Below are 20,936 nucleotides of genomic sequence, written 5' to 3' on the forward strand. Positions count from 1 at the left end.
AAATTGACTCTGACCCCATAGGATGCAAAGAAACCGGCGGTAGCCGGTTTCTTTAGGGTGCTTAATAAAGCTTTGAATGCTTATGGGCGGGTGTACTGTACTGGCTTATCGGATTCTAAGCTCAGGTAACGATCACGCAGTTTTGTCTGGCGTGATTCCAGTTTTACCTCTTCACCATTGATAATGACATTGGTTGGTGCATGCATAACCTCAAGAGGGTCACCAGACCAAACCACAACATCGGCTGTCATGCCTGCTTTCAAGCTGCCATGAGTGTCTTCAAGGCCATAGATTTTGGCTACAGAAGAGGTCAATGACGCCAGGCCTGCCTGATAAGGCAAACCATTAGCTACCGCATTACCAGCATTTTGTGAGGCTAAACGGATATTATGAGTATTCATACCGATCGCCACATTTACACCGGCTTCGTTTAAACGACCCGCATTAGCCAGTGTCGCGGCGTTTTGCTGGAAGCTATATGGCAGGTTAGATTCCGGATTAAGAATTACCGAAAAGCCCACGGCACCAATTTCATCGGCAACACGCCAACCTTCAGCGGCGCCAACCAAGGTAATGTTTAAAGACGAAAACTCTTCTTTTAACGCAATAACCTGACGAATGTCAGTAGCACGATGTGCAATCACCAATAATGGTGTATCACCTTTAACCACAGGGACTAAGGCTTTGACATCAGCAACCGGCATACCATGCCATTCAGTTTGCGGCGTAAAACGAATATTCTGAGCATATTCCGCTTGTTTCAATGCATCGCGAAGCTCAACCCAAAGTGCGGCGCGACTGCCGCCAGCCTTATGAGCACCACTTTCGCTAACATCCACTACCATAAAAGCACGCGCCTTGGTTACAGGCGTTTCATCATTACCTAACGTAACAATCGCACCCTGGCCTTTGAACATAGTCGCAGACTGAGAAACCGCGCTAGCAACACTGGTGAAACCCTCGATACGGGTAATATCACGCAAGCTTGTGTCTGGCGTAATCGCATAGGAGGCATCAAGTCCTGCACTGATGGCTGCCTTTCCAGCATTGGCATCAACGCCTGAGCCGTAAGAAGGAACTTCCACCAGGCCTAACGACGTAAACGCCCCCATTAACCCAGGGGTTACCACTTTGCCGGTAGCATCAATCACACGATATTCGCCAGAAACCGTGATGTCCTTGCCGACTTTTGTAATTTTGTTATCTTCAATCAGTATCGTTGCTTTTTCCAGGGTACCGGTTGAAGTCATGGTATGTACTTTACCGCCAACAATGGCGATATTTTCTGCAGCTGCGCCAGCACTCACGGTTACACCAGCAGCAACAATTGAAGCAATTAACGTCTTGTTCATTTGTGATCTCCTTCGCCTGCTTGTCCTAGCTCGAAATCGCTGATTGCCCAGCTTTCAGGGTTGTTTCTATCAAATGCCAGACCGCCATCAATGTATACTAATTCGGCCTGTGCATAAGTTGAGAAAGGATCCGCAGACCATAAAACCACATCGGCGTTTTTGCCAACTTCTAAAGAACCGGTTTTTTCAAAGATGCCCAGTGATTTCGCTGGATTAGCAGATAACCAGGTCCATGCCTGTGCTTTTGAAATGTCGATACCAGCGCGTTGTCCATCAGATAAGGCTTTCGCCGCTTCCTGATTCAGGCGTTGAATACCCTGATCGGAATCAGAGTGAACGATGGCGCAAGCTCCAGCCTGCTCAACCATTGGAATATTCTCGCGAATACCATCATAGGCTTCCATTTTAAAGCCCCACCAATCAGCCCACATCGCTGAACAGATGTTATTTTCCGCAAGTTTGTCGGCTATCTTGTATGCCTCAACACCGTGCTGGAAACTGGTAATTTGATAATCAAACTCCTTCATTACATCAATCATCACCACCATTTCATCGGCACGATAACAATGCATGTGAACTAAGATATCACCATCAAGCACACCCGCTAAGGTATCTTTTGCAAGATCGCGTTTTGGCGCTTTCGGATTCTCTCCCGCTTCATAATCGTCGTAGTATTTTTCCCATTGCTCTTTATAAGCTTTGGCATCAATCCACGCCTGACGATAACCTGCGACATTACCCATACGGGTCATTGGGCCGCCTTTTTTACCGTAAACACGTTTAGGGTTTTCACCACAGGCCATTTTCAGGCCGTATGGTGCATCCGGGAATTTCATATCCTGGATAGTACGATCTGGTAAGTTTTTAACGGTGACACTGCGACCACCAACCAGGTTCGCAGAACCCGGAAGAATTTGCATGGACGTTACACCACCGGCTAGAGCGCGACGAAAGCCGGGATCCTGTGGCCAGATAGAGTGCTCAGCCCAAACTGCTGCAGTTACCGGTTTAGTCATTTCATTACCATCAGCATGTGCATGAGCGTCAGGCGTCGCATATACACCTAAGTGTGAGTGCGCATCAACAATACCTGGAGTAACCCACTTGCCTTTACCATCAATGGTTTTAACACCATCCGGGGCGGTAATGTCGGTTCCGACGGCTTTGATTTTGCCGTTTTCAAGCAAAATCGAGGCATTTTCCATTTGCCCGCCAATACCATCAAGCAAGGTAACATTGGTGATCAATGTAGCCTCAGACGGAAGGGGTTCATAGGTACTAGGGAAAGGATTTTTATTAATTTCGACCAGGGCGTCCTGTTCCTTAGTGTCTTTCTTTTCCTGCTCTCCACAACCGGCAAGGGTTGCAAGTGCAAGTAAAGAGACACCTGTGAACAACGCCTTGTTGAGCGTTTTGTTAATCATAGTTTCTCTTACATTATTAAAATAGTTATAAGGTTAGCTTAACAATGCTATCAAGGCGCTGTTAAGTTGTCATGGTAATTAAACCGGAAAAGCAGGGTGTTGGACGGGAGCGAAGGCTGGACGCTGTCGGAGAATACTGCGTCGGTTTTGGCCATGGATTGGCCTATATGCCGAAAATGCACTAATACATGGAAGTATGTAGTTAGAATAACGCACTAATACACGGATGTATGTAGGTAGAATAACGCAGGAGCAGTTATCGAGGAGCAGTTATCGAGGAGCAATTTTCGGTGAGGACGCTGTCGAGGGAGACTGCGTCGAGAGCTGGTAACTCGCTAGGTACGTATCGCGAGCGATACTCAGGGTACGTGACGAAAAACGTCACTTCAAGTACACAATCAAAGATCGTTCCGGGTTGCCGACAAGGACGTTGGTGTGCAGAATTTGTCGGGAACTGAAATTCTGTACCCGCTAAAAAACGTCGCTCCGAGTTAAAAACAAAAACCCTAGAGTCATTCCCTGCCACGACAGGGAATCCTGGCCAAACTTGAATGATCGGATTAGACTCATACGCTATTCCCTTTATTTACTGCGTCATCCCGTGCTCCGACACGGGATCTTCCTTCGGTATACTGAGATTTGTTTATTTAGCTCTTAAGCTAAGAAGTTGAAATAAATAGGATCACCGCATGCGTTAGGAGGTCCCGCATCAAGTGCAGGATGACGGCGTATCAATAAACGAAAGTGGAAGGTTCAAGGATTCAAATTCGCTAAATTCATTCTGACAGGTTTAATATAAGCTGCTTTTAAGGTGCTTTTAAGGTGCTAATCAGCAGCCTTTACATACCGGCCATTAAATAAAACCTGCCAATTACCTTCAGCATCCCGTTGCTCCCAAATTTGTCGAACATCACCATTATCAAGTGCTCGCCAACTTATTTTCTGCTCAACGTCCTTGCCGTCCTTGTCTTTAATCGTGCCGGTCATTGTCATAACGCCTTCGCTGAACTGGCCATCGAGTTGTAACAACAAGCCAGAATTATCTACCCAGGTTTGATGCCAGCTATCATTCTGTTTATTAAAAATGTTCAGGCTCTTTCCGGCAAAGCCTGTTGGCGTTTGATACTCTTCGAGAATGCTACAATCCCCTAAAATTTTACTGATTTTGCTACTCGACGGAGCATTGCCGTTATTGCGATTACCGGGTGTTTCGTTAATGACCTGCCATTCCCCCAACCAGAAATCGAACTGACTATAGCCTGGATCCGTACAGTTGCTATTTGCCATTGCCGGCCAGGCAAAACCAGTAAAGATTAGTGCCAAGAGGCGGATTGGTTTAATCATTCTCATACTGACCTCAATTAACTAATATAAAACAATACATTATCAATATCAGATTAGGTTCTTCGCGATCAAGATTCAATTTTCTGACTAAACCGCTGCTTTGTTAGGCTTTCTCTTCGCCAGCCGTTATAATAGCCAGCATTTGTGTGAACACAGCGTTTAGCGGACTTTATGAAATACAAAGATTTACGCGACTTTATTGAGAAACTGGAGCAGCAGGGCCAGTTAAAGCGCATTCGCCAACCGATATCCACGGATTTGGTGATGACGGAAATCAGTGACCGAACCTTGAAAGCCAAGGGGCCGGCGCTGTTATTTGAAAACCCAATTGGTCACGATATGCCAGTACTGACAAACCTGTTTGGTACTCCAGAGCGTGTGGCTATGGCGATGGGTCAGGAGAATGTCGAAGCTTTGCGTGAAGTAGGCAAACTTCTGGCAATGCTCAAAGAACCAGAACCACCAAAAGGTTTCAAAGACGCCATCGACAAAATGCCAATATTCAAACAAGTATTGAATATGCCAGCTAAACGACTGAAAAAAGCACCATGTCAGGAATTTGTGATGACAGGTGATGACGTCGACTTAACCAAGTTACCGATTCAGCGTTGCTGGCCGGGAGATGTTGCGCCACTAATTACCTGGGGCTTAACCGTAACTCGCGGTCCAGAAAAAGAACGTCAGAATCTGGGTATCTATCGCCAGCAACTATTGGGCCCTAACAAGGTCATTATGCGTTGGCTATCGCATCGTGGCGGGGCTCTGGATTTTCAGGAATTCAAACAACGCCATCCAGGCGAAAAGTTTCCGGTTTCCGTGGCTCTGGGCGCGGATCCGGCAACCATTTTGGGCGCGGTTACGCCAGTGCCTGATTCCTTGTCCGAATATGCGTTTGCCGGTTTACTACGTGGCAGTAAGACCGAAGTGGTGAAATGTCTCAGCAATGACTTGGAAGTCCCGGCATCCGCGGAGATTGTTCTCGAAGGTTATATCGACCCTGAAGAAATGGCGCCTGAAGGCCCGTACGGCGATCATACGGGTTATTACAATGAAGTGGATGATTTCCCGGTTTTCACCGTAACCCATGTGACTCATCGTAAAGAGCCAATTTATCACAGCACCTACACGGGCCGTCCGCCAGATGAGCCAGCAATTTTAGGAGTGGCATTGAACGAAGTGTTTGTGCCCTTGATTCAAAAACAGTTCCCGGAAATTGTCGATTTCTATCTACCCCCTGAAGGGTGTTCATACCGTATGGCGGTGGTGACGATGAAAAAGCAATATCCAGGTCATGCCAAACGGGTGATGATGGGTGTCTGGTCATTCCTGCGTCAGTTCATGTACACCAAGTTTGTGATTGTCTGCGACGATGACGTAGATGCGCGCAACTGGGAAGATGTGGTGTGGGCGATGACTACCCGCATGGATCCAGCCCGTGATACAACCCTAGTGGAAAACACCCCAATCGATTACCTCGATTTTGCCTCGCCAGTATCTGGTTTAGGTTCAAAAATGGGGATGGACGCCACCAATAAATGGCCGGGCGAGACCGATCGTGAGTGGGGGACGCCGATTATTATGGATCAGGCCGTTATCGAAGAAGTCGATGCCCTCTGGGATGAGTTAGACATTAAATAGAAACGTTGAGGTAAAGAAGAAACGCGTAGAGATATGCTATCTTACTCAACCTTTGTAGCACTGCATGTATATTGATCTGGGCTAGGCTTAAAGAGCCTGGCCAGAACCCATAAAATGAGAAGCAAATTAGAAATGAACACCATTAGCTGTAACGTTCAATCCATTACGCCATTAACGGCACACGTCTATCAAATTCTGTTAAAGCCAGAACAAGCCTGCGACTTCAAAGCGGGTCAGTATCTGAATTTTGTTATGAGTGACGATGACAAGCGCCCGTTTTCCATCGCCAGCAGCCCGGGTGATGAGCTGATTGAATTGCAAATTGGTGCTTTCGCCGCAGACGGCTGGGCCATGCAGGTAATCGATCACGTTAAGGCCAATAAAACCGTTACTATCGAAATGCCAGCAGGTAGTGCGCACCTGCGTGAAGACAGTCATCGTCCGGTTATTTTGCTAGCCGGTGGCACAGGTTTTTCTTACATCAAATCGATTTTAGGACAACTGGTTAAGTCGCAAACTAAGCGTCCAGTTTGGGTTTACTGGGGACTTCGTGATGAATCCGCTTGTTATCAGCTAGCCGAAACTAAAGCTTTAGTTAATCAGTTACCACGAGCGAAATTTTTCCCCATCGTAGAAACTGCAACCGCTAACTGGAAAGGTCGTATCGGTAAAGTTCATGAGCCGTTAATGGAGGATATCTTCTCGCTGGAGCCATACGATATTTATCTGGCTGGTCGCTTTGATATGGTCGGTTTTTTACGTGAAGAATTTATTAAAAAGGGCGCCATAGTCGAGCATATGTATGCCGATGCTTTTGCGTTTATCAAAAGCTAACCATAAATTTACATAATATTCATATTTCTTTATTAAAAACTCAGCTTTATAATTTATTGGAATATAGGGCTGAGTTTTCAGTATTTTACAATTCTTTACAATTCAACCTTAAAAATGTTCAAATCAGGAGCTTAACTTTTCGGCAGTTAACCATTCATTGACCGAATAAAATAACAAAAAGGACCTAAAATGAAACCTCTATTCGCTAAGTTTAAATACTTTGTCGTTGCCATTTTGGCAATCACCCTAACCGCATGTGGAAGCACACCTCAGCCGACCGTAGCGCTAAGCACCAACGTTTTTGCAAAACCTGACTTAAAAGTTGGTGTTGCTTATATCCAACCTGCTTCTCAGGCTACAACTCATATTTATGGTGCTGGTTGTTTACTGTGCTACGGCGTTGCAAGCTCGCTTACCGCTAAATTAGATACTCATTTGAAAAGTAACGTCGATAATGGCGAGTTGGAAAATATCAAAAACCTGGTTTTGGAGCGCTACAAGCTGAAGACTCAAAATGTGAGCTTGGTAGAGTTACCAGTTCCAGTTAACAAAATGAAAAAGTTCAAAGGTGAGCTTGGTTATGCAACTAAAGATTTTCGTTCTCTAAAGGAAAAGCTAGACATTGATGTGTTAGTGGTTTTAGAAATCACTGAACACGGCGCATACCGCAGCTTCAGCAACTACATTCCAAATGGCGATCCACAAGGTCACGTTTCAGGATTACTGTACGGTATCGATCTTGAAACCAATGCATATATTCAATATATGAAGTTCAACGAGACTATCCAGCCAAGCGGTGAGTGGGATGAGCCACCGACGTTCCCAAGCGTAACCACTTCATATTACCAGGCTGTAGAAAACACCAAGCAAGCCATTACTAAAGCTATCTAAAGGTTAACTGAATCTGTATGCGTATAATTTTAATAATATCCGCATTATTCATGATGGGGTGTCAATCGACACCTTATCGTGATGATTATGCGAAGCACACAAATCAGTTGCGAGGTAACTACATACAGTCCGAACAGTACCTGTTCACCTTTGCAACTGGTGAAGAAATTGATCTGCGCGGAGTCTATTCGTCAAATACTGATACCGCAGCTACGCCCATGATGTATCACGGTGGAGCCGGCCTTGTGGGTTTAGCGCTTCAGGTCGGGATTCATTCAGCTATGGTGCAAAGTGGACGGGAAGATAAACTTTCAAAGCAACAACAGCAGGCGAATGAATCTATTTCTGCTGCCATCAATGCCAGTAAGTCATTTTCTTTAACGGACATCGCCGGCGAACATACCTCAGATATCGCAGAAGGAGATTTTGCCCTCGAGTCGGTCATTCATATAAAGCCGATATTTTTTGGACAAACGGATCACTCCAAGCTTTCGTTAAAAACACTAGTTTGGATTGAGTGGCCGGAAGAACTTCGCAAGAAAAAAAACAGACTCAAGCACGCTTATCGTTACAGCAATCTTATTCATGTTCACAGTAATCTATTAAGTGAAGAGCAACGCCAGCAATTTCAAAATGGTGATTCAGATGCGTTGAAACAACAATTGCAATCGATGCTACAAACTTCCCTTGATATCGCCAAAGCTGAACTGACAGGACAATATAAAGATGTACAAGGTGCATCCAAAACCTTTTTCCTGAAAGAAAGCGATAACAAAAAAGTGATTCGCGGTGTGCTTGTTGAAGAAACCTGCAACCACCAGGTAATCAAAAACCTTCGCCAATGGTTCGTTGTTTTACCCAAAGAAGAAGCGTCAAATCTGAGCAATGAGTGCGTTATTGCAAAAGCTGAGCGCAACAGTGCCTCATAACTAATATTGTTTCTCTTTTCGCGGATTCTATATCTTCAACCGACAATGCTCTGGCTTTGTCGGTTTTAATTCTCCTAATCTGATCAATACTCTTCTACCAATCGAGCGGCTTGTGGTTAAACAACATGACTCGTTCTTCAATGATTCTAGTCATCTGGTTCTCACTCAGGCGCCCTTCTGAGTCGCTCGAATATTCAAAGTCTTAAAAATCACAACAAATAATTATAAATTACTTTAGTTTGCATTTAATCAGTTGAAGAGTATTCTGAAAAAAGACCATATAAGGAAATAACAATGAATATAGATATCAAAATACCTGAATTTGGCGATAAAAATGAATCAGCGGTGGTTCTCGATATCTATGTAAATCAGGGCATGCAGGTCAAAAAAGAAGACATTCTGTTTAATGTGGAAACCGATAAAGTTGTGCTGGAAGTAACTGCCCCGGAAACCGGAACCATTAGCCAGATGATGATTGAAGCCGGTGCGTCAGTCACATCCGGGCAACTCGTGATGCAACTGTCGGACAACCGTCCAGAGTTCGCCGTAACGGCCGATGATGATGTTGCTGTTTCAGGCTCTGGTTCTGAGCAAGATGCTCAGCTCCTCGAGAAACATTCAGATGTATCAGCCGATAGCGAGGCTATATCTGCCGACACAGATCCGGCGACAGAGTCTGAGCCAGCAAAAGACCCACAACCGGAAAAAGTTGCACCAAAGAGCGCGGCTACCGACCAGGAACCTGAACAGGAAACTGAACATGTAGAGGTTCCCGAGCCAGCACCAGTACCTCAGCCTTCAGAAAAGCCAAATGACATTCCGACGACAACTAAATTTTCTGCCTGGCAGATCGCCCTGTTATTCGTGGCAATCTGCGCAATCGGTCTTTTAATAAGTGCTATCTGACTATCTGAATAAGGTGTCTAGCAAGTCGTAGTTTTGTATTTTTCACGTACGATGATTTCTTTTTGTGAGTCAACTTTCAGAATGATAATCGGATTATTGATCGCCTCCCCCGGCAAACAATCGCCAGAACTGCTATCAAGCACGCTAAATTTGCTGTAAACCACAATGTGATCTTCAAATTCCAGGACACTACTTATCTTCAAGCCATATCCGGTATTGGGGCGGTTTCCCATATCGATCACTACTACCTGGGATTGAGAAAAATCGACATCGATAATGGCATCCTGGGTGTGTTTGATAACTTCGTCCGCATAGCTATTCCAATCGCGAATCACTTTAATAGATTTATTAGCAAACGCATTATCATCATAAAAGTCTGAATCCTGATAGAGAACCTGATATAAAATCGAGCGTTTAGCGGCAAGAGAATTGGCGGAAAAGATTAAAAGGGAAGAGAAGAAAAGCAGAAAAACAAGTCCATTTTTATATTGCATCATAAGTACGTCTCACTTTCACTTAACAAGTGCCACCCCAGAAAAATCAGAGTGACCAGACTTTTAAAGCTAGAAGAGAACGCCAATTTTTCCAGCCTCAATCAAGGCTGCAGGCAATAAAAATCTCTCTGGATTTTTGCTATTACCGTATCTTTAGGACAAGATGAAATTGAAACTAATTGATAATATTAGAAAACATTTTTCATAGTGATGGCGGAAAAATATTTTGATGAAAGCGATTCAACTTAATCAATTCACAACAAACCTCGATGAGTTAGCGGTGATTGATACTGATATTCCCACCCCCGGAAAAGGTCAGGTGCTGGTTAAAATGCTGTTTAGCGCCATTAATCCCAGTGATCTAAATTACATTCGCGGTGATTACCAAAGTGCGCTGAATCGCCTGATTTGGAATCGCGACAATGATTTAGCCATGCCGTTCTTCCAGCCTGGGAATCAACATCCACATCCACAGTTGCCATACACTCCAGGGGGGGAAGGTGTTGGAATAGTGGTAGCAAATGGCGGTGGTCTGCTTGCCAGACAATTGCAAGGCAAACGTGTCGCCATATCTGCAGGTCCGCCTATGGGAACCTGGCAGGAATACACGGTCGTTGATGCTAAAAAGGCGGTCGCCGTTCCCACTGCGATCAGTGATGAACAGGCGGCAATGTTACTTATCAATCCACTGTCTTCTTATGGCATGTTGACCGATGTTTTAAAGGTTAAGAAAGGCCGCTGGCTGTTACAAAGCGGCGGAGCATCAGCACTTGGCAAAATGATTATAAAGATGTGTCTGCAATTCGGGGTCAACACCATCAGTATCGTCAGGAGAGATGATCAGATTGCTGAGCTTCGAGAGATCGGCGCCAACGAAGTGATTTCGTTGCAAGGATGTGAAGACAACAACCTGTATTCACATGTCCAACAACAGGTACATCAAATCACCGCAGGCAAAGGCGTCGATTATGGTCTGGATTGTATTGGTGGAGCAATGCTCGAAGCCATGCTCCCATGTTTAACGTTAAACGGGAAAATGCTGGTATACGGCACACTCGCGAAAGCCGATGCGCAGGTATTTTCGCGGGATTTAATGATGCCATGCGCCAGTATTCACGGCTTTTTTGCTGGTAACTGGCTGGCACAAAAGACCTTGCTACAAAAAATATATCTGCTTCGCGGCATGAAAAAAATGGCTCTCGCGGGCTGTTTTGAAACGACCATTGATTCCATTTATGCAATCGATGAGATCCATCAAGCTTTGCAAAGCAGTATTAAATCAGGAAAAGCAGGCAAAGTGCTGATTAAATTCAGCTAATGGTTACCGAGCGATTCCTGCGTCCGCCAACGGAGATGTCCGAGTAGATTCTCACGCCAACCCCTTGTTATTCTGACTGATTTGTACCACCGTTCATAAAAAAGCCACTGTAAATCCAGTGGCTTGTCAAATATTGCGTCAGGATCAGGAGCCCGAACCTGTTGGCAATAGTACACTCTTATCATTGCCATCGGTGTTATGACGCTGATGATACTTACCAACCGGCAGCGTATTCACAATCCTGGTGTTTACCTGATCAGCAACTGGCACATAATCGACCATGGCAGTGGTAATGGCAGTAGCAATGAGATCGGCTACCAGATTACCGGAATTACCACTGGTGTTGTGAACAACAATGCCGTCATATTGCCAGATAGTATCTGATGTTACCGTCGATTTAAGTTCAAAATTTGCCGCCACAGTGACATTGCCGCCGGTGATATAATAATTAGTATCCCAGCTTTTAATGGTGACAAACAGAACCGCATCAGCACCAAACATCTGTTGATACTTGTTCATTGGTACGCCTTCTAATTGCTTACCATCGACGACACCTTCCCGGAACAAAAATTGTTTGGTGTAGGGAATCGATAATACATAGTAACCCGCTTCAGCAAGGGGTTTAGCAATGGTTGTAGAATACAAATCCGCAGCATCAGCGGCCGTTGTTTCATTAATGGCTGGCACAACTAAGATCGCCGCTGGTTTTTCCTTGTACATGTTAGGAAACGCCTGTTCCTTGGTAACCGTGGTATGTTGACAACCCGCCAAAACAACAGCAGCTAAAAGCATTAAACCCTTCTTAAACATATTAAATAACCTCTATTTCCTTTAGAGCCAACGCTACATAAGTTTCCGATTCTGGAAATAATGACTGCTCTTTCAACAGATATTCGGTAGCCATTCTGTGATTACCACTTTTCGCTTCAATCATGCCCAGCTCAAAATAAATTCCTGGTGGAACCTTTTTGCGCTTTTTCTCAGCGGTCTCGATAATATCCATTAATTCAGCACGATGTGCTGCCAGCGTTTGTTCACTCGGTTCTTTCGTGTACTGATACAAAGTATCGGAATAGTCGCCCCAGTAATAAATAGACGGAGCCGCACAACCGGTTACGGCTGCGACTAACACAACAATCAGTAATTTTTTGATCATGGTACTGTCACCTCAAAAGCATTGCCGTTGGTGACATAGATTTTTCGCATCACCAACACGTCTTCACCGCGGGTGATTTTGATGGTGTGAGAACCGGTTGAAATTGGAAATTTAGCTACCGTTTTACCTTCGAACTCAAAGGTTTCTACTGTGCTCAAATTAACCGGAGTCGCATTATCTACGGTTAGCTGAGTATTGGAAAAATTTCCCTGTAATTGCAAATATGCGGATTCGTCAACTTGTTGAACGGTATCAAAAGTTGCCGCACAACCGGCTAACAGCGCTACAAAGCATACTAATAAAATATGTTTCATCTGATATATCCTTATAATTCACGAACGACATAGTCATCGAGTCTTGCCTCATCAATATCGCCGCTAACAACCTTAGCAAATGACAATGAGTTATTTCCTTCACCGATAAATTCTATCACTTCAATCTGCGCAACTTCTTTACCCGGCATTTCAACCATCATTCCAGTCTGCGGATTTTTGATCAATTTACCTTTGCTAATCACAGCAAATTTATCTTGTTTCTTAATGCCCTGGTTTTCACCACCGGACATATAAAATCCATCATTCTCTTTGCTCAACAGATAGGCCTGCCAAGGAGAATCTAAAAGGTTTTCCATGATATCGGAAACTAATTTGGATACAGCTGCGCTTAACGCTTTATCATCCAAAGAACTGTCGTAACTGGCGGTATTACCGACACCAAAAACCTTATTGGCTTCGGCAGTCGCTTCACCCGTTGCTTCTTCGGAAAAAACAACTTGTGAGGTTTTAGTATTTACTAAGCGTACATTAACGGTCACAAATGCTTTTTGTTTTTTATTGCGAGAAAATATTCCCACATCACTGACATTTGAGCGGCCATATTCTGATACCGAGCCGATAATCAGAAAGTCTGCGGCTGCGACATTCGCCACGGTATTTTCGATTTCATTTTCACGGGCAACGGCGGCAATATCCGAACGTTCCAGCATAATGAATTTGCCACTATCGGTTAATCTGGCTGACAGAATATCGGCGGCTTGTTTACCAATGCGATCATTGTTTTGATCGACTAAAAAACTATTACCGCGCTTGGTTTCATCGCTGAAACGTGAAATCGCGACGACGCGTTTTAATGACATCTCCATGGGTTCAGCAATCGTTTTGCTTACTTGAGGAGTGGTTTCAATAGGTTGATTTACGACTTCCTGAGTCGCTGAAGTACAGGCGGTTAAAGCCAGAGCTGCAGAAATGACTAATGATATTTTGGCGTTCATGACCATTTGTGTTCCTTCTCTTCTTGTCCATTTTTTATAATAAAGGCAGATTTAATATGTCTTGTTTTAATATCAAAATCAAACGGTTCGAGAAAATATACGAAACTTTTAATAGTTTAAGGGAACGCCTGAATTAAAAGTCTCGTGGTTAACAGTAACAATTGTGCACAAATTATTTCATCATTGACGCTGTCATCGGATTTGCCAATAGCTGCGAGAATACCTGCCAGCGCTTTTGACTATTACCTTCACTTAACTTTTCTACATAAGCGCGGACAATGTCCTGACCTAAGTTGTAGTTAATCACATAAGCACGATTTTGTTCGATAAAGCCAATGCGCTGCAATGCTTTTTTCTCAGAGCTTAGCGCATATTTCATCAGCATCTGCTGAGCAGTCGCTTTATCAATCTGGCCATCAAGATAGCGTTTGGCAACAACATTATCGATGTATGACAATTTGCTACGCACTGCTTGTACCGCATAATACAAATCCACTTTACTGCTATCCAGCCCAGCTAACGGGAACAATACCTGTTTCTCAAAGGCGATGCGTTCCTTTTCAGGAAATGCCACATCGATACCATAATTGGCACTTCCCTCAGCTAATAAAGACATGGGTGAAAACAGCGGGTAAACCGAATATTCCATCCAGCCATTGGCATTTACAAGGTGCTTTTCCATCAGCGAATTAAAGACATGGTGACCGGGATAACCTTCATGACTGGCAAGGTCTATCGCTCGATCAATCGTGATAGGAAAATCGGTGTTCATTTGAATCAGGCTGAAGCTGTTGCCTTTATACCAGTTATATCCTGACCATACTTTATCGGTGACATACTCCAGGGTAAAACTTTCCTGTTCGGGCAATTCTATAAACTGTTTGGTGCGCTCACGTGATTCATCAATAGCGGCACGAAATACCGCGTCCAACTTGTCTTTGGGGATTTCAAACTGCTTTGTGAACTCGGCCATACGCTGATGCAATGGTCCGTCACCCGGTAACAACTGTTCTAATTCGGCCAGTGCCTGATCAAACTCTGCTTCACTGACATTAGGCGATACGGCGTCATAGAGGGCTTGTGATTCTTCATCAAAGCTGAACTGTTCGCCCTGAAGCTGTTTGATAAAAAACAGCACGGACTCCGTTTGCATGGATAAAAAGTCATGTCGTAATTTTTCTGTATTGCTAACATCAAGCGCTTCAATATTGGCTAGCAGTTGCTGCCCTTCAAGCAATAAATTGGCTAATGGCTGCTTTTCTGATTTCCACGCTTGTGGGCCATAATAAGCATCGATGTAATAATCGTGATGGTGACCAACAGCTAAGGTCAGCTTTACGTAACGCTCCGCCAAGTCATTCATAGTGTTCTCCTGCTGCACCGGTTGCTCCGCCACTTGAGGTTGTTCACCACAACCAAAAATAAATAACACGAAAAGCATCACGAAGGTGCCGACAGCCGGTTTAAGCTGACTGATGATCATGGATTTATCTCCTCTTCATTATCGTTGCCAATGTAGGTTTCACTTTGCAACGCTGAATCATCCTGTTTTGCTGGAGACTCGGCGGCTAGTAACTGATTATGAACAGGCATTTGCTCAGCATAATATTGCGATAACGCCAGCAAATCTTCTTCATTCAATGGCGCTACCATGCCCTGCATTATTTTATTCGCTGAATTTTTTTGCTTATAAGAGATAAGTTTATCCATTAAATATTGCTGAGATTTTCCGGCTAAATCGGGATAAAGTGCTTGTCTTGCGACACCATTAACACCGTGGCAGGGAGAACAAAATTGTACTTGTGAGTCGAGGCGTCGTTGCATTCGCAATTGCTCAGCGGCGGTCAATTTCGGAAGCGGTTCAATAATGTCTGCAATCGCTTCTTGGTTGTCAGTGTCATTATCACCATCAGTCAAATCTAACGCACTTTCAACATCAACTACCGAACTGGTATTAATGTCTCCACTGTCGCTGTTGGCGAAGGCTGAAGAGGTAGTAAAACCACTTAACAAGAACACAAGCAAGGCGAAAATCGCGCATTGCTTCATGCCAATGGTGGGGGCAATCATTGGATATCCTTTGAGATGGGTTAAGAACCCTTTTTGATTATTTTTTTGAGGATAAGTTTCCTGAAAACAACCCTTACTAACACCATCCATGGCTCGTTAGGAGATGTAAAGGGATTTACGGAATGTCGAGATATCATGGATGACAATATCTCGACGAAATACGTCCATTACCCCATGCATCAATCCTTCCTGTGATGCAGGATACTTACATCCCTGTAAGCAAAAACCCTTACTAACACCATCCATGGCTCGTAAGGATAAGTACGTCCATGTACAAAAAAAGCGCAATAAATGCGCTTTTTATTCGATACTGAATTACTTCAAGCTAGCGTAGTAAGCAGAAAGATTCGCAATATCTTCGTCAGTTAATGGCATTGCCATCGGCGCCATTACCGGATCTTTACGAGTACCGGATTTGAAATCTTTCAACTGCTTGGCGATGTATGCTTCTTTCTGGCCAGCTAGGTTAGGATACATAGGTACTGCAGAAATACCTTTAGCACCGTGACAGGCTGCACATACGGCAGATTTTGCTTTACCAGCTTCAATATCAGCTGCCATAGTAGGAGCTGCGAAAACTACTGATGCTGCAAGAGCTAAAGTTAGTTTTTTCATAATGACTTCTCTTAATATGCCTAATAATTATTAATTTAACTGAAAACGATTATATGAAAAAATCCTCTAAGTGTCTGCGGTTTTTTTCAATAATGTCTTGTTTACTAGCGATTATACGGATAAAAACCCAACACCGATTGTTGATTAATCCAACAAAAACTATCCATCTTTCTAATCTTATTCGATTCCAAATATATTTCAAAAGCTTGTATTGATAGCAATGCCAATAAAGACCTAACATACAACGAATAGGTAAAGCTTAATGATGTATTCAGCAAACAATCTTCGCAAAAACCAATGTCGATATGATCTTAGTAGCATTTATTACATATAATCGACGACAGTAACCAAACAGCGTTACAATAAAACCAATTCCCATGAATACTGGCCTAGCCTCAATTTCTTTGCGAGAGACTTAGTGAATTTTCAAAACTCCTATTTATCACTTGGAAGCAGTTTTTATCAGCAAACACTGCCAATACCGGTCGCGGCTCCACATCTACTGTTATGGAACGCCTCGTTAGCTAGCCTATTACAACTTGAAGATAGCGTTATTGACGAGCATCAAAAAGCTCAGATATTTAGCGGCAACCAAGTGGAAGAGAGTTCGACACCTATTGCTCTTGCATACTCGGGACATCAATTTGGCCATTTTAATCCGCAACTTGGTGATGGCAGGGCGCATTTATTGGGTGAACTCATTGATCAAAATAGCCAGAGAGTAGATGTTCAGTTAAAAGGCTCAGGACCAACCCGCTTCTCCCGTCAGGGCGATGGTCGTTGTGCGTTAAAGCCAGCACTCAGAGAATTTATCATGAGTGAAGCGATGCACGCATTGAACGTGCCTACCAGCCGTTGCCTGGCTGTGGTCGCCACTGGCGAAACCGTGTATCGGGAAACGCCACAACCTGGGGCCATTGTTACCCGCGTCGCCAGCAGCCATTTGCGCGTTGGTACCTTCCAGCATTTTGCCAGCCGCAAAGACTTCGATGCGTTAGAAGCCCTACTAGATTTTGCCATTGAACGTCATTACCCAGACATAGCAACCCTTCAAACCGATCGAGCTGGCAAAGCGTCAGCCTTTATCGAGGCGGTCGGAGAAAGACAAATAACCTTAATTTGTCATTGGCTGCGAGTCGGATTTATTCACGGTGTAATGAATACCGATAATACCGCTATCAGTGGTGAAACCATTGATTTTGGTCCCTGTGCGATGATGGGCGATTATCATCCTGGTACTGTCTACAGCTCAATTGATAGTCAGGGACGCTATGCGTTTGGCAATCAAATTAATATTGCCATCTGGAATATGGCACGCCTTGCAGAGAGTCTGCTGCCATTTCTTGACGATGAACAACAGACAGCGATAGCTAAGGCCGAATCCGTTATCAAACAATTGGTGGCAGATATTACCCTCGCCTATAAATCCATGCTTGGTAATAAACTTGGCTTTGATTTCAAAGATGATAATGACTGGCTACTCATTGAAACCTTATTAAACCAAATGCAGGCACAAGAGCTTGATTACACCTTAACCTTTGCCGAATTGACTCAATTTATCGAAACAGGCGAGATATCCAGTCAACTTGCTACTTCCTTGAAAGCTTGGTTACCAACCTGGTTGCAACGTTTAGGAATAGAGGAAACGACGACAGATAGCGACATTTCAGCTTTGATTAAAAAGCATAAGCCGCTAACCGATGCATTGGCGAACATGCAAAATGCCAACCCATTAGTCATCCCTCGGAATCATCACGTGGAAAGAATTCTGGCGCTTTATCAAGAGGCTATGCTCACCGGTGAAAAACAGGAAGAAGCGGCCGATGAATTATCGCAGTTTTTACAGGTGTTGCGCTCGCCGTACGCTATCACCGAACACACAACGAAATATCAGGATGCTGCACAAGATAAAGATCAAGGTTATCGAACCTTTTGTGGAACGTGAGTGTAGGATTTATTTATCATGATCGAGTTTGCAGCAGACACACCCATTTCGTTATCGGCAGATAATATTATTTTATTGCGCTTTGGCAACGACTGGGATCAGGAAGACATCAGTGAAATGATAACCAGGATATTCGAACGCATTGCTAACGCCAATGTTGCAGAACACGTAACCGGCGCCGACCGCGAATACCTGAGATTTCGTTGTAATAATCATCATTTTTTGCTGCAGTTTGAGACCTACAGTAATGCCTGCTGGATTGAAGCAGAAGATGAGTTTAGTGAGCCCGGCATTGCCGAGCTCTTCAAGCAATTGAGCGTTTAAAGGGATCTAAAGACTTACTGCATTAGGATGCAAAATCACCTTGCCGTCGCTTTTATTGATGGCATAGTGTTCCAGACCTTCGGTGAAATTATGAAAATCATACTCGCCAAAAATGTCGGTATCAAAGATGCCCTCGGCAAATAACTGCTGCACTTTTCTGCTTAAACTCAAAACCTGCCAGGGTTTGGCACTACCAAAATACGTGGCTAACCAAAAGCCTTCCACTTTATGGTTTCTGAAGATGACATCGGCTACCGAGAATTGCCCACCAATTGGATGCTGAGTTTCCGTCAAACGTCCATAAACAATCGCCGTTGAGTGTTTCGGCATACAGCTCATCACGGTTGGCGTATCGATATCCGCCACCGCATCTAACAACACTCTGGCTTTTAACTGATGGCATGTATCTTTGAGTTTTTTCAGATAATCATCATCTGAGGTAAGCAATACTGCATCGGCACCAAGTTTTTCCAGTGCTTCAACATTTTTTTGTGAACGCACGGTGGCGATAGTTTTGATGTTATGCATTTTTGCATAACGGATAACGCCTTTACCCACCTGCGAAGCTGCCGCGTTAAGAACGATCGCTTTTGCGCCTAACTGCTTAGCCCTGTCTACCAGGCAAACCGAAGTACAAGGGTTAACAATCAAAGTCGCCGCCTGGGCATCGGTTAGTTCCTTACGAACCGGCAAACACAAATTCGCCCGGGTAATGGCGTATTGCGCCCAAGCGCCATCACGACCCGGCTCTGCAGAAATCGCTACTCGCTTACCAATGAGCCAGCGACCATACATACCCGCATTTGCTGCCACTACGATACCCGCTCCCTCAAAGCCAGCATAAGCACCGTCTTGCGGCGGTAAACCATATTTACCCATGAGATAGACCAGATCTGAAGGGTTAATCGGTGAAGCCAGCATCTTAATTAACACCTGCCCCGTTTCTAATTCCGGAATCGGTTTTTCGGTTAATTCAATACGTTCATTGAAGGGGATATCTGCGCTGGGATTAAACTTCAGGGCAATGCCTTTGTTGGTTTTTGGGATATTGTTTCCAGAAACCGATGCAGTAGTAGATTGAGTCACAAAAAAACCTTATTTTGTGGAAAAAACAACACCCGCAATAATAGCGGGCGTTGCTGTGCTTTTCCAAATTTTGTTACGAAAATCAGTATGTAGAGCTACCACCAATTTGGCTTTTCGTTAAAAGAATGCCGTTTTCGCCTGCTCGCCAATAACGATACCGCTAACATGAGCCCGTTGCAGTAATTGCCAGTAATAGCGATAGGTAGCGCGATCGTGTAACTCACCTTTGTGCTGAATTGGACCCCAATCATTAGCTTGTGCCGCCAACAAAATCGCTTCCGCATCTTCCACTTCTTGATAATCCGGCTTCATCGCATCAACAATTGCCTGGATTTGAGTTGGATAAATACTCCACATTCGCAAAAAGCCAAATTCTTTACGTGCACGACTGGCATCATCAAGCGTCTGCTGCACATTTTTCAAATCCAACGTCACGTTATGGGCTGGCACCACACCATTGGCAAGGGCCGCGGCAACCATCTCGCTTTTGGCGCGATACAAGAGTGCATGGTCAAACTGCCCTGGTGAACGCATGCAGGATGCTGGAATTGCACCATTGTGGCCAGAGACAAAGTCCATCATCCCAAAATCCAATACCTGCACCCAATCGATTGCTGCCAGATCCCAGACATCCCGCAATGCACCATGGGTTTCGATCAGCACATGCACTGGAATTTCACGACTGATGTTATTAGCCTTAGCAACAGACTTGATGTAATCCACCATTTCTTTGATTTGTGTCGCAGCTGTGCATTTTGGCAAAGTGATATACGCGACTTTTTCACCGATTTGCGGTACCAGAATATCGACGTCTTTGCGCCAGTGCGAATGGGTATAATCGTGGATGCGCACTCCGAGCATATTAAATTTGTTTTCATCGCTGCCAATCATATCCGCAACCATTTGCGCATGTTCAGCTTCAGTACCAGCAGCAGCACCGTCTTCACAATCACAGGTAATATCAAAGACTGGACCAAGCTTTTGTTGCATTTGCATTGCTTTACCGATCAGCTTTTCGCTACCAGCAAAGTGCTCACAACTTGGTAAAACCGGAAACGGCTTTTCGCCCTCAAATAGGGCTTTATTCGGGTGTACAGGTAACGACATTATTCCTCCTGGTATCGATTTCTTAGTCCGAGCTACACAAATATCAAAAATGGATTTCTGCGCCGGATTTTAATTATTAATCGGATCATTTTAGCCTGCCGCAGCGATGAAAGCCGACAGGTAATATTTCAAAATTACTCTAATTTTTGTAACCAATAGCAATATCTTGCCTAAAATTACTAATATGGCCGTGACGCGTTGCGCTAATTCAACATTCACAATCCGTGGCAGTT

The 20,936-nt window shown here is 44.2% G+C and carries 21 protein-coding genes; 8 read left to right on the top strand and 13 right to left on the bottom strand.

Annotation, left to right across the window (positions count from 1 at the left end; translation table 11 throughout):
* Positions 1-80: 80 nt before the first annotated feature.
* The 3 genes from FNC98_RS15435 to FNC98_RS15445 form a co-directional block, all read right to left on the bottom strand.
* On the bottom strand, positions 81-1,352 hold the full coding sequence (locus tag FNC98_RS15435; RefSeq protein ID WP_144035167.1) for an amidohydrolase family protein: 1,272 nt from the start codon (positions 1,350-1,352) through the stop codon (positions 81-83).
* A complete protein-coding gene (locus tag FNC98_RS15440; RefSeq protein ID WP_144035168.1) occupies positions 1,349-2,776 on the bottom strand; it encodes an amidohydrolase in 1,428 nt (475 codons plus the stop codon). The genes FNC98_RS15435 and FNC98_RS15440 overlap by 4 nt, the downstream gene beginning before the upstream one ends.
* 825 nt (positions 2,777-3,601) lie before the next feature.
* Complete coding sequence (locus FNC98_RS15445) at positions 3,602-4,126, bottom strand: hypothetical protein (protein ID WP_221932896.1); 525 nt, start codon at positions 4,124-4,126, stop codon at positions 3,602-3,604.
* Positions 4,127-4,291: 165 nt separating this feature from the next.
* Between FNC98_RS15445 and ubiD the strand changes: the two genes are divergently transcribed.
* The 5 genes from ubiD to FNC98_RS15470 all read left to right on the top strand — a co-directional run bounded on the left by ubiD (position 4,292) and on the right by FNC98_RS15470 (position 9,318).
* Positions 4,292-5,758: a 4-hydroxy-3-polyprenylbenzoate decarboxylase gene (gene ubiD, locus FNC98_RS15450; protein WP_144035170.1), complete on the top strand. Its 1,467-nt coding sequence runs from the start codon at positions 4,292-4,294 to the stop codon at positions 5,756-5,758.
* A gap of 132 nt (positions 5,759-5,890) precedes the next feature.
* Positions 5,891-6,592, top strand: a complete 702-nt coding sequence (gene fre / locus FNC98_RS15455; protein WP_144035603.1) for an NAD(P)H-flavin reductase — start codon at positions 5,891-5,893, stop codon at positions 6,590-6,592.
* 189 nt (positions 6,593-6,781) lie between these two features.
* Positions 6,782-7,483, top strand: a complete 702-nt coding sequence (locus FNC98_RS15460; protein WP_144035171.1) for a hypothetical protein — start codon at positions 6,782-6,784, stop codon at positions 7,481-7,483.
* Between the two features lie 17 nt (positions 7,484-7,500).
* On the top strand, positions 7,501-8,412 hold the full coding sequence (locus FNC98_RS15465) for a hypothetical protein (protein ID WP_144035172.1): 912 nt from the start codon (positions 7,501-7,503) through the stop codon (positions 8,410-8,412).
* Between the two features lie 294 nt (positions 8,413-8,706).
* On the top strand, positions 8,707-9,318 hold the full coding sequence (locus FNC98_RS15470; protein ID WP_144035173.1) for a biotin/lipoyl-containing protein: 612 nt from the start codon (positions 8,707-8,709) through the stop codon (positions 9,316-9,318).
* Between the two features lie 17 nt (positions 9,319-9,335).
* Here FNC98_RS15470 and FNC98_RS15475 read toward each other — a convergent pair whose 3' ends face one another.
* Complete coding sequence (locus tag FNC98_RS15475) at positions 9,336-9,815, bottom strand: protease complex subunit PrcB family protein (protein ID WP_144035174.1); 480 nt, start codon at positions 9,813-9,815, stop codon at positions 9,336-9,338.
* A gap of 226 nt (positions 9,816-10,041) precedes the next feature.
* On the opposite strand from FNC98_RS15475, the gene FNC98_RS15480 reads away from it, so the two are divergent.
* Positions 10,042-11,130 (top strand): zinc-dependent alcohol dehydrogenase family protein, encoded by a 1,089-nt coding sequence (locus FNC98_RS15480; RefSeq protein ID WP_144035175.1) that lies wholly within the window; start codon positions 10,042-10,044, stop codon positions 11,128-11,130.
* Positions 11,131-11,274: 144 nt separating this feature from the next.
* Here the strand turns inward: FNC98_RS15480 and FNC98_RS15485 are convergent, their stop codons facing one another.
* The 7 genes from FNC98_RS15485 to FNC98_RS15515 all read right to left on the bottom strand — a co-directional run bounded on the left by FNC98_RS15485 (position 11,275) and on the right by FNC98_RS15515 (position 16,241).
* Positions 11,275-11,922: a DUF799 domain-containing protein gene (locus FNC98_RS15485; RefSeq protein ID WP_260680376.1), complete on the bottom strand. Its 648-nt coding sequence runs from the start codon at positions 11,920-11,922 to the stop codon at positions 11,275-11,277.
* 19 nt (positions 11,923-11,941) lie between these two features.
* Complete coding sequence (locus FNC98_RS15490) at positions 11,942-12,286, bottom strand: DUF4810 domain-containing protein (protein ID WP_144035177.1); 345 nt, start codon at positions 12,284-12,286, stop codon at positions 11,942-11,944.
* Positions 12,283-12,600, bottom strand: coding sequence for a hypothetical protein (locus FNC98_RS15495; RefSeq protein ID WP_144035178.1), 318 nt, complete (start codon positions 12,598-12,600; stop codon positions 12,283-12,285). Before FNC98_RS15495 ends, FNC98_RS15490 begins: the two co-directional genes overlap by 4 nt.
* Positions 12,601-12,611: 11 nt before the next feature.
* Positions 12,612-13,556, bottom strand: a complete 945-nt coding sequence (locus tag FNC98_RS15500; RefSeq protein WP_144035179.1) for a CsgG/HfaB family protein — start codon at positions 13,554-13,556, stop codon at positions 12,612-12,614.
* Between the two features lie 172 nt (positions 13,557-13,728).
* Positions 13,729-15,039, bottom strand: a complete 1,311-nt coding sequence (locus tag FNC98_RS15505) for a hypothetical protein (protein ID WP_260680377.1) — start codon at positions 15,037-15,039, stop codon at positions 13,729-13,731.
* Positions 15,036-15,626, bottom strand: coding sequence for a c-type cytochrome (locus tag FNC98_RS15510; protein WP_144035180.1), 591 nt, complete (start codon positions 15,624-15,626; stop codon positions 15,036-15,038). The genes FNC98_RS15505 and FNC98_RS15510 overlap by 4 nt, the downstream gene beginning before the upstream one ends.
* Before the next feature lie 315 nt (positions 15,627-15,941).
* Entirely contained in the window at positions 15,942-16,241 is a 300-nt protein-coding gene (locus FNC98_RS15515) for a c-type cytochrome (RefSeq protein WP_144035181.1), read from the bottom strand.
* A 418-nt stretch (positions 16,242-16,659) separates the two neighbouring features.
* Here FNC98_RS15515 and FNC98_RS15520 point away from each other — a divergent pair, with 418 nt between their 5' ends.
* Complete coding sequence (locus FNC98_RS15520; RefSeq protein WP_144035182.1) at positions 16,660-18,186, top strand: protein adenylyltransferase SelO; 1,527 nt, start codon at positions 16,660-16,662, stop codon at positions 18,184-18,186.
* A gap of 18 nt (positions 18,187-18,204) precedes the next feature.
* Positions 18,205-18,510: a DUF3630 family protein gene (locus FNC98_RS15525; RefSeq protein ID WP_144035183.1), complete on the top strand. Its 306-nt coding sequence runs from the start codon at positions 18,205-18,207 to the stop codon at positions 18,508-18,510.
* 6 nt (positions 18,511-18,516) lie between these two features.
* Here FNC98_RS15525 and FNC98_RS15530 read toward each other — a convergent pair whose 3' ends face one another.
* Together FNC98_RS15530 and FNC98_RS15535 are read right to left on the bottom strand one after the other, a co-directional pair.
* Positions 18,517-19,596 (bottom strand): zinc-binding dehydrogenase, encoded by a 1,080-nt coding sequence (locus FNC98_RS15530; protein WP_144035184.1) that lies wholly within the window; start codon positions 19,594-19,596, stop codon positions 18,517-18,519.
* Positions 19,597-19,713: 117 nt separating this feature from the next.
* Positions 19,714-20,703, bottom strand: coding sequence for an HpcH/HpaI aldolase/citrate lyase family protein (locus tag FNC98_RS15535; protein ID WP_144035185.1), 990 nt, complete (start codon positions 20,701-20,703; stop codon positions 19,714-19,716).
* Positions 20,704-20,936 lie beyond the last annotated feature (233 nt).

The sequence above is a fragment of the Thalassotalea sp. PS06 genome (assembly GCF_007197775.1).
GTDB lineage: Bacteria > Pseudomonadota > Gammaproteobacteria > Enterobacterales > Alteromonadaceae > Thalassotalea_A.

Coding starts and splice junctions, on each gene's coding strand:
- FNC98_RS15435 (WP_144035167.1), bottom strand. CDS start 1,352: ATGAACAAGACGTTAATTGCTTCAATTGTTGCTGCTGGTGTAACCGTG.
- FNC98_RS15440 (WP_144035168.1), bottom strand. CDS start 2,776: ATGATTAACAAAACGCTCAACAAGGCGTTGTTCACAGGTGTCTCTTTA.
- FNC98_RS15445 (WP_221932896.1), bottom strand. CDS start 4,126: ATGAGAATGATTAAACCAATCCGCCTCTTGGCACTAATCTTTACTGGT.
- ubiD (WP_144035170.1), top strand. CDS start 4,292: ATGAAATACAAAGATTTACGCGACTTTATTGAGAAACTGGAGCAGCAG.
- fre (WP_144035603.1), top strand. CDS start 5,891: ATGAACACCATTAGCTGTAACGTTCAATCCATTACGCCATTAACGGCA.
- FNC98_RS15460 (WP_144035171.1), top strand. CDS start 6,782: ATGAAACCTCTATTCGCTAAGTTTAAATACTTTGTCGTTGCCATTTTG.
- FNC98_RS15465 (WP_144035172.1), top strand. CDS start 7,501: ATGCGTATAATTTTAATAATATCCGCATTATTCATGATGGGGTGTCAA.
- FNC98_RS15470 (WP_144035173.1), top strand. CDS start 8,707: ATGAATATAGATATCAAAATACCTGAATTTGGCGATAAAAATGAATCA.
- FNC98_RS15475 (WP_144035174.1), bottom strand. CDS start 9,815: ATGATGCAATATAAAAATGGACTTGTTTTTCTGCTTTTCTTCTCTTCC.
- FNC98_RS15480 (WP_144035175.1), top strand. CDS start 10,042: ATGAAAGCGATTCAACTTAATCAATTCACAACAAACCTCGATGAGTTA.
- FNC98_RS15485 (WP_260680376.1), bottom strand. CDS start 11,922: ATGCTTTTAGCTGCTGTTGTTTTGGCGGGTTGTCAACATACCACGGTT.
- FNC98_RS15490 (WP_144035177.1), bottom strand. CDS start 12,286: ATGATCAAAAAATTACTGATTGTTGTGTTAGTCGCAGCCGTAACCGGT.
- FNC98_RS15495 (WP_144035178.1), bottom strand. CDS start 12,600: ATGAAACATATTTTATTAGTATGCTTTGTAGCGCTGTTAGCCGGTTGT.
- FNC98_RS15500 (WP_144035179.1), bottom strand. CDS start 13,556: ATGAACGCCAAAATATCATTAGTCATTTCTGCAGCTCTGGCTTTAACC.
- FNC98_RS15505 (WP_260680377.1), bottom strand. CDS start 15,039: ATGATCATCAGTCAGCTTAAACCGGCTGTCGGCACCTTCGTGATGCTT.
- FNC98_RS15510 (WP_144035180.1), bottom strand. CDS start 15,626: ATGATTGCCCCCACCATTGGCATGAAGCAATGCGCGATTTTCGCCTTG.
- FNC98_RS15515 (WP_144035181.1), bottom strand. CDS start 16,241: ATGAAAAAACTAACTTTAGCTCTTGCAGCATCAGTAGTTTTCGCAGCT.
- FNC98_RS15525 (WP_144035183.1), top strand. CDS start 18,205: ATGATCGAGTTTGCAGCAGACACACCCATTTCGTTATCGGCAGATAAT.
- FNC98_RS15535 (WP_144035185.1), bottom strand. CDS start 20,703: ATGTCGTTACCTGTACACCCGAATAAAGCCCTATTTGAGGGCGAAAAG.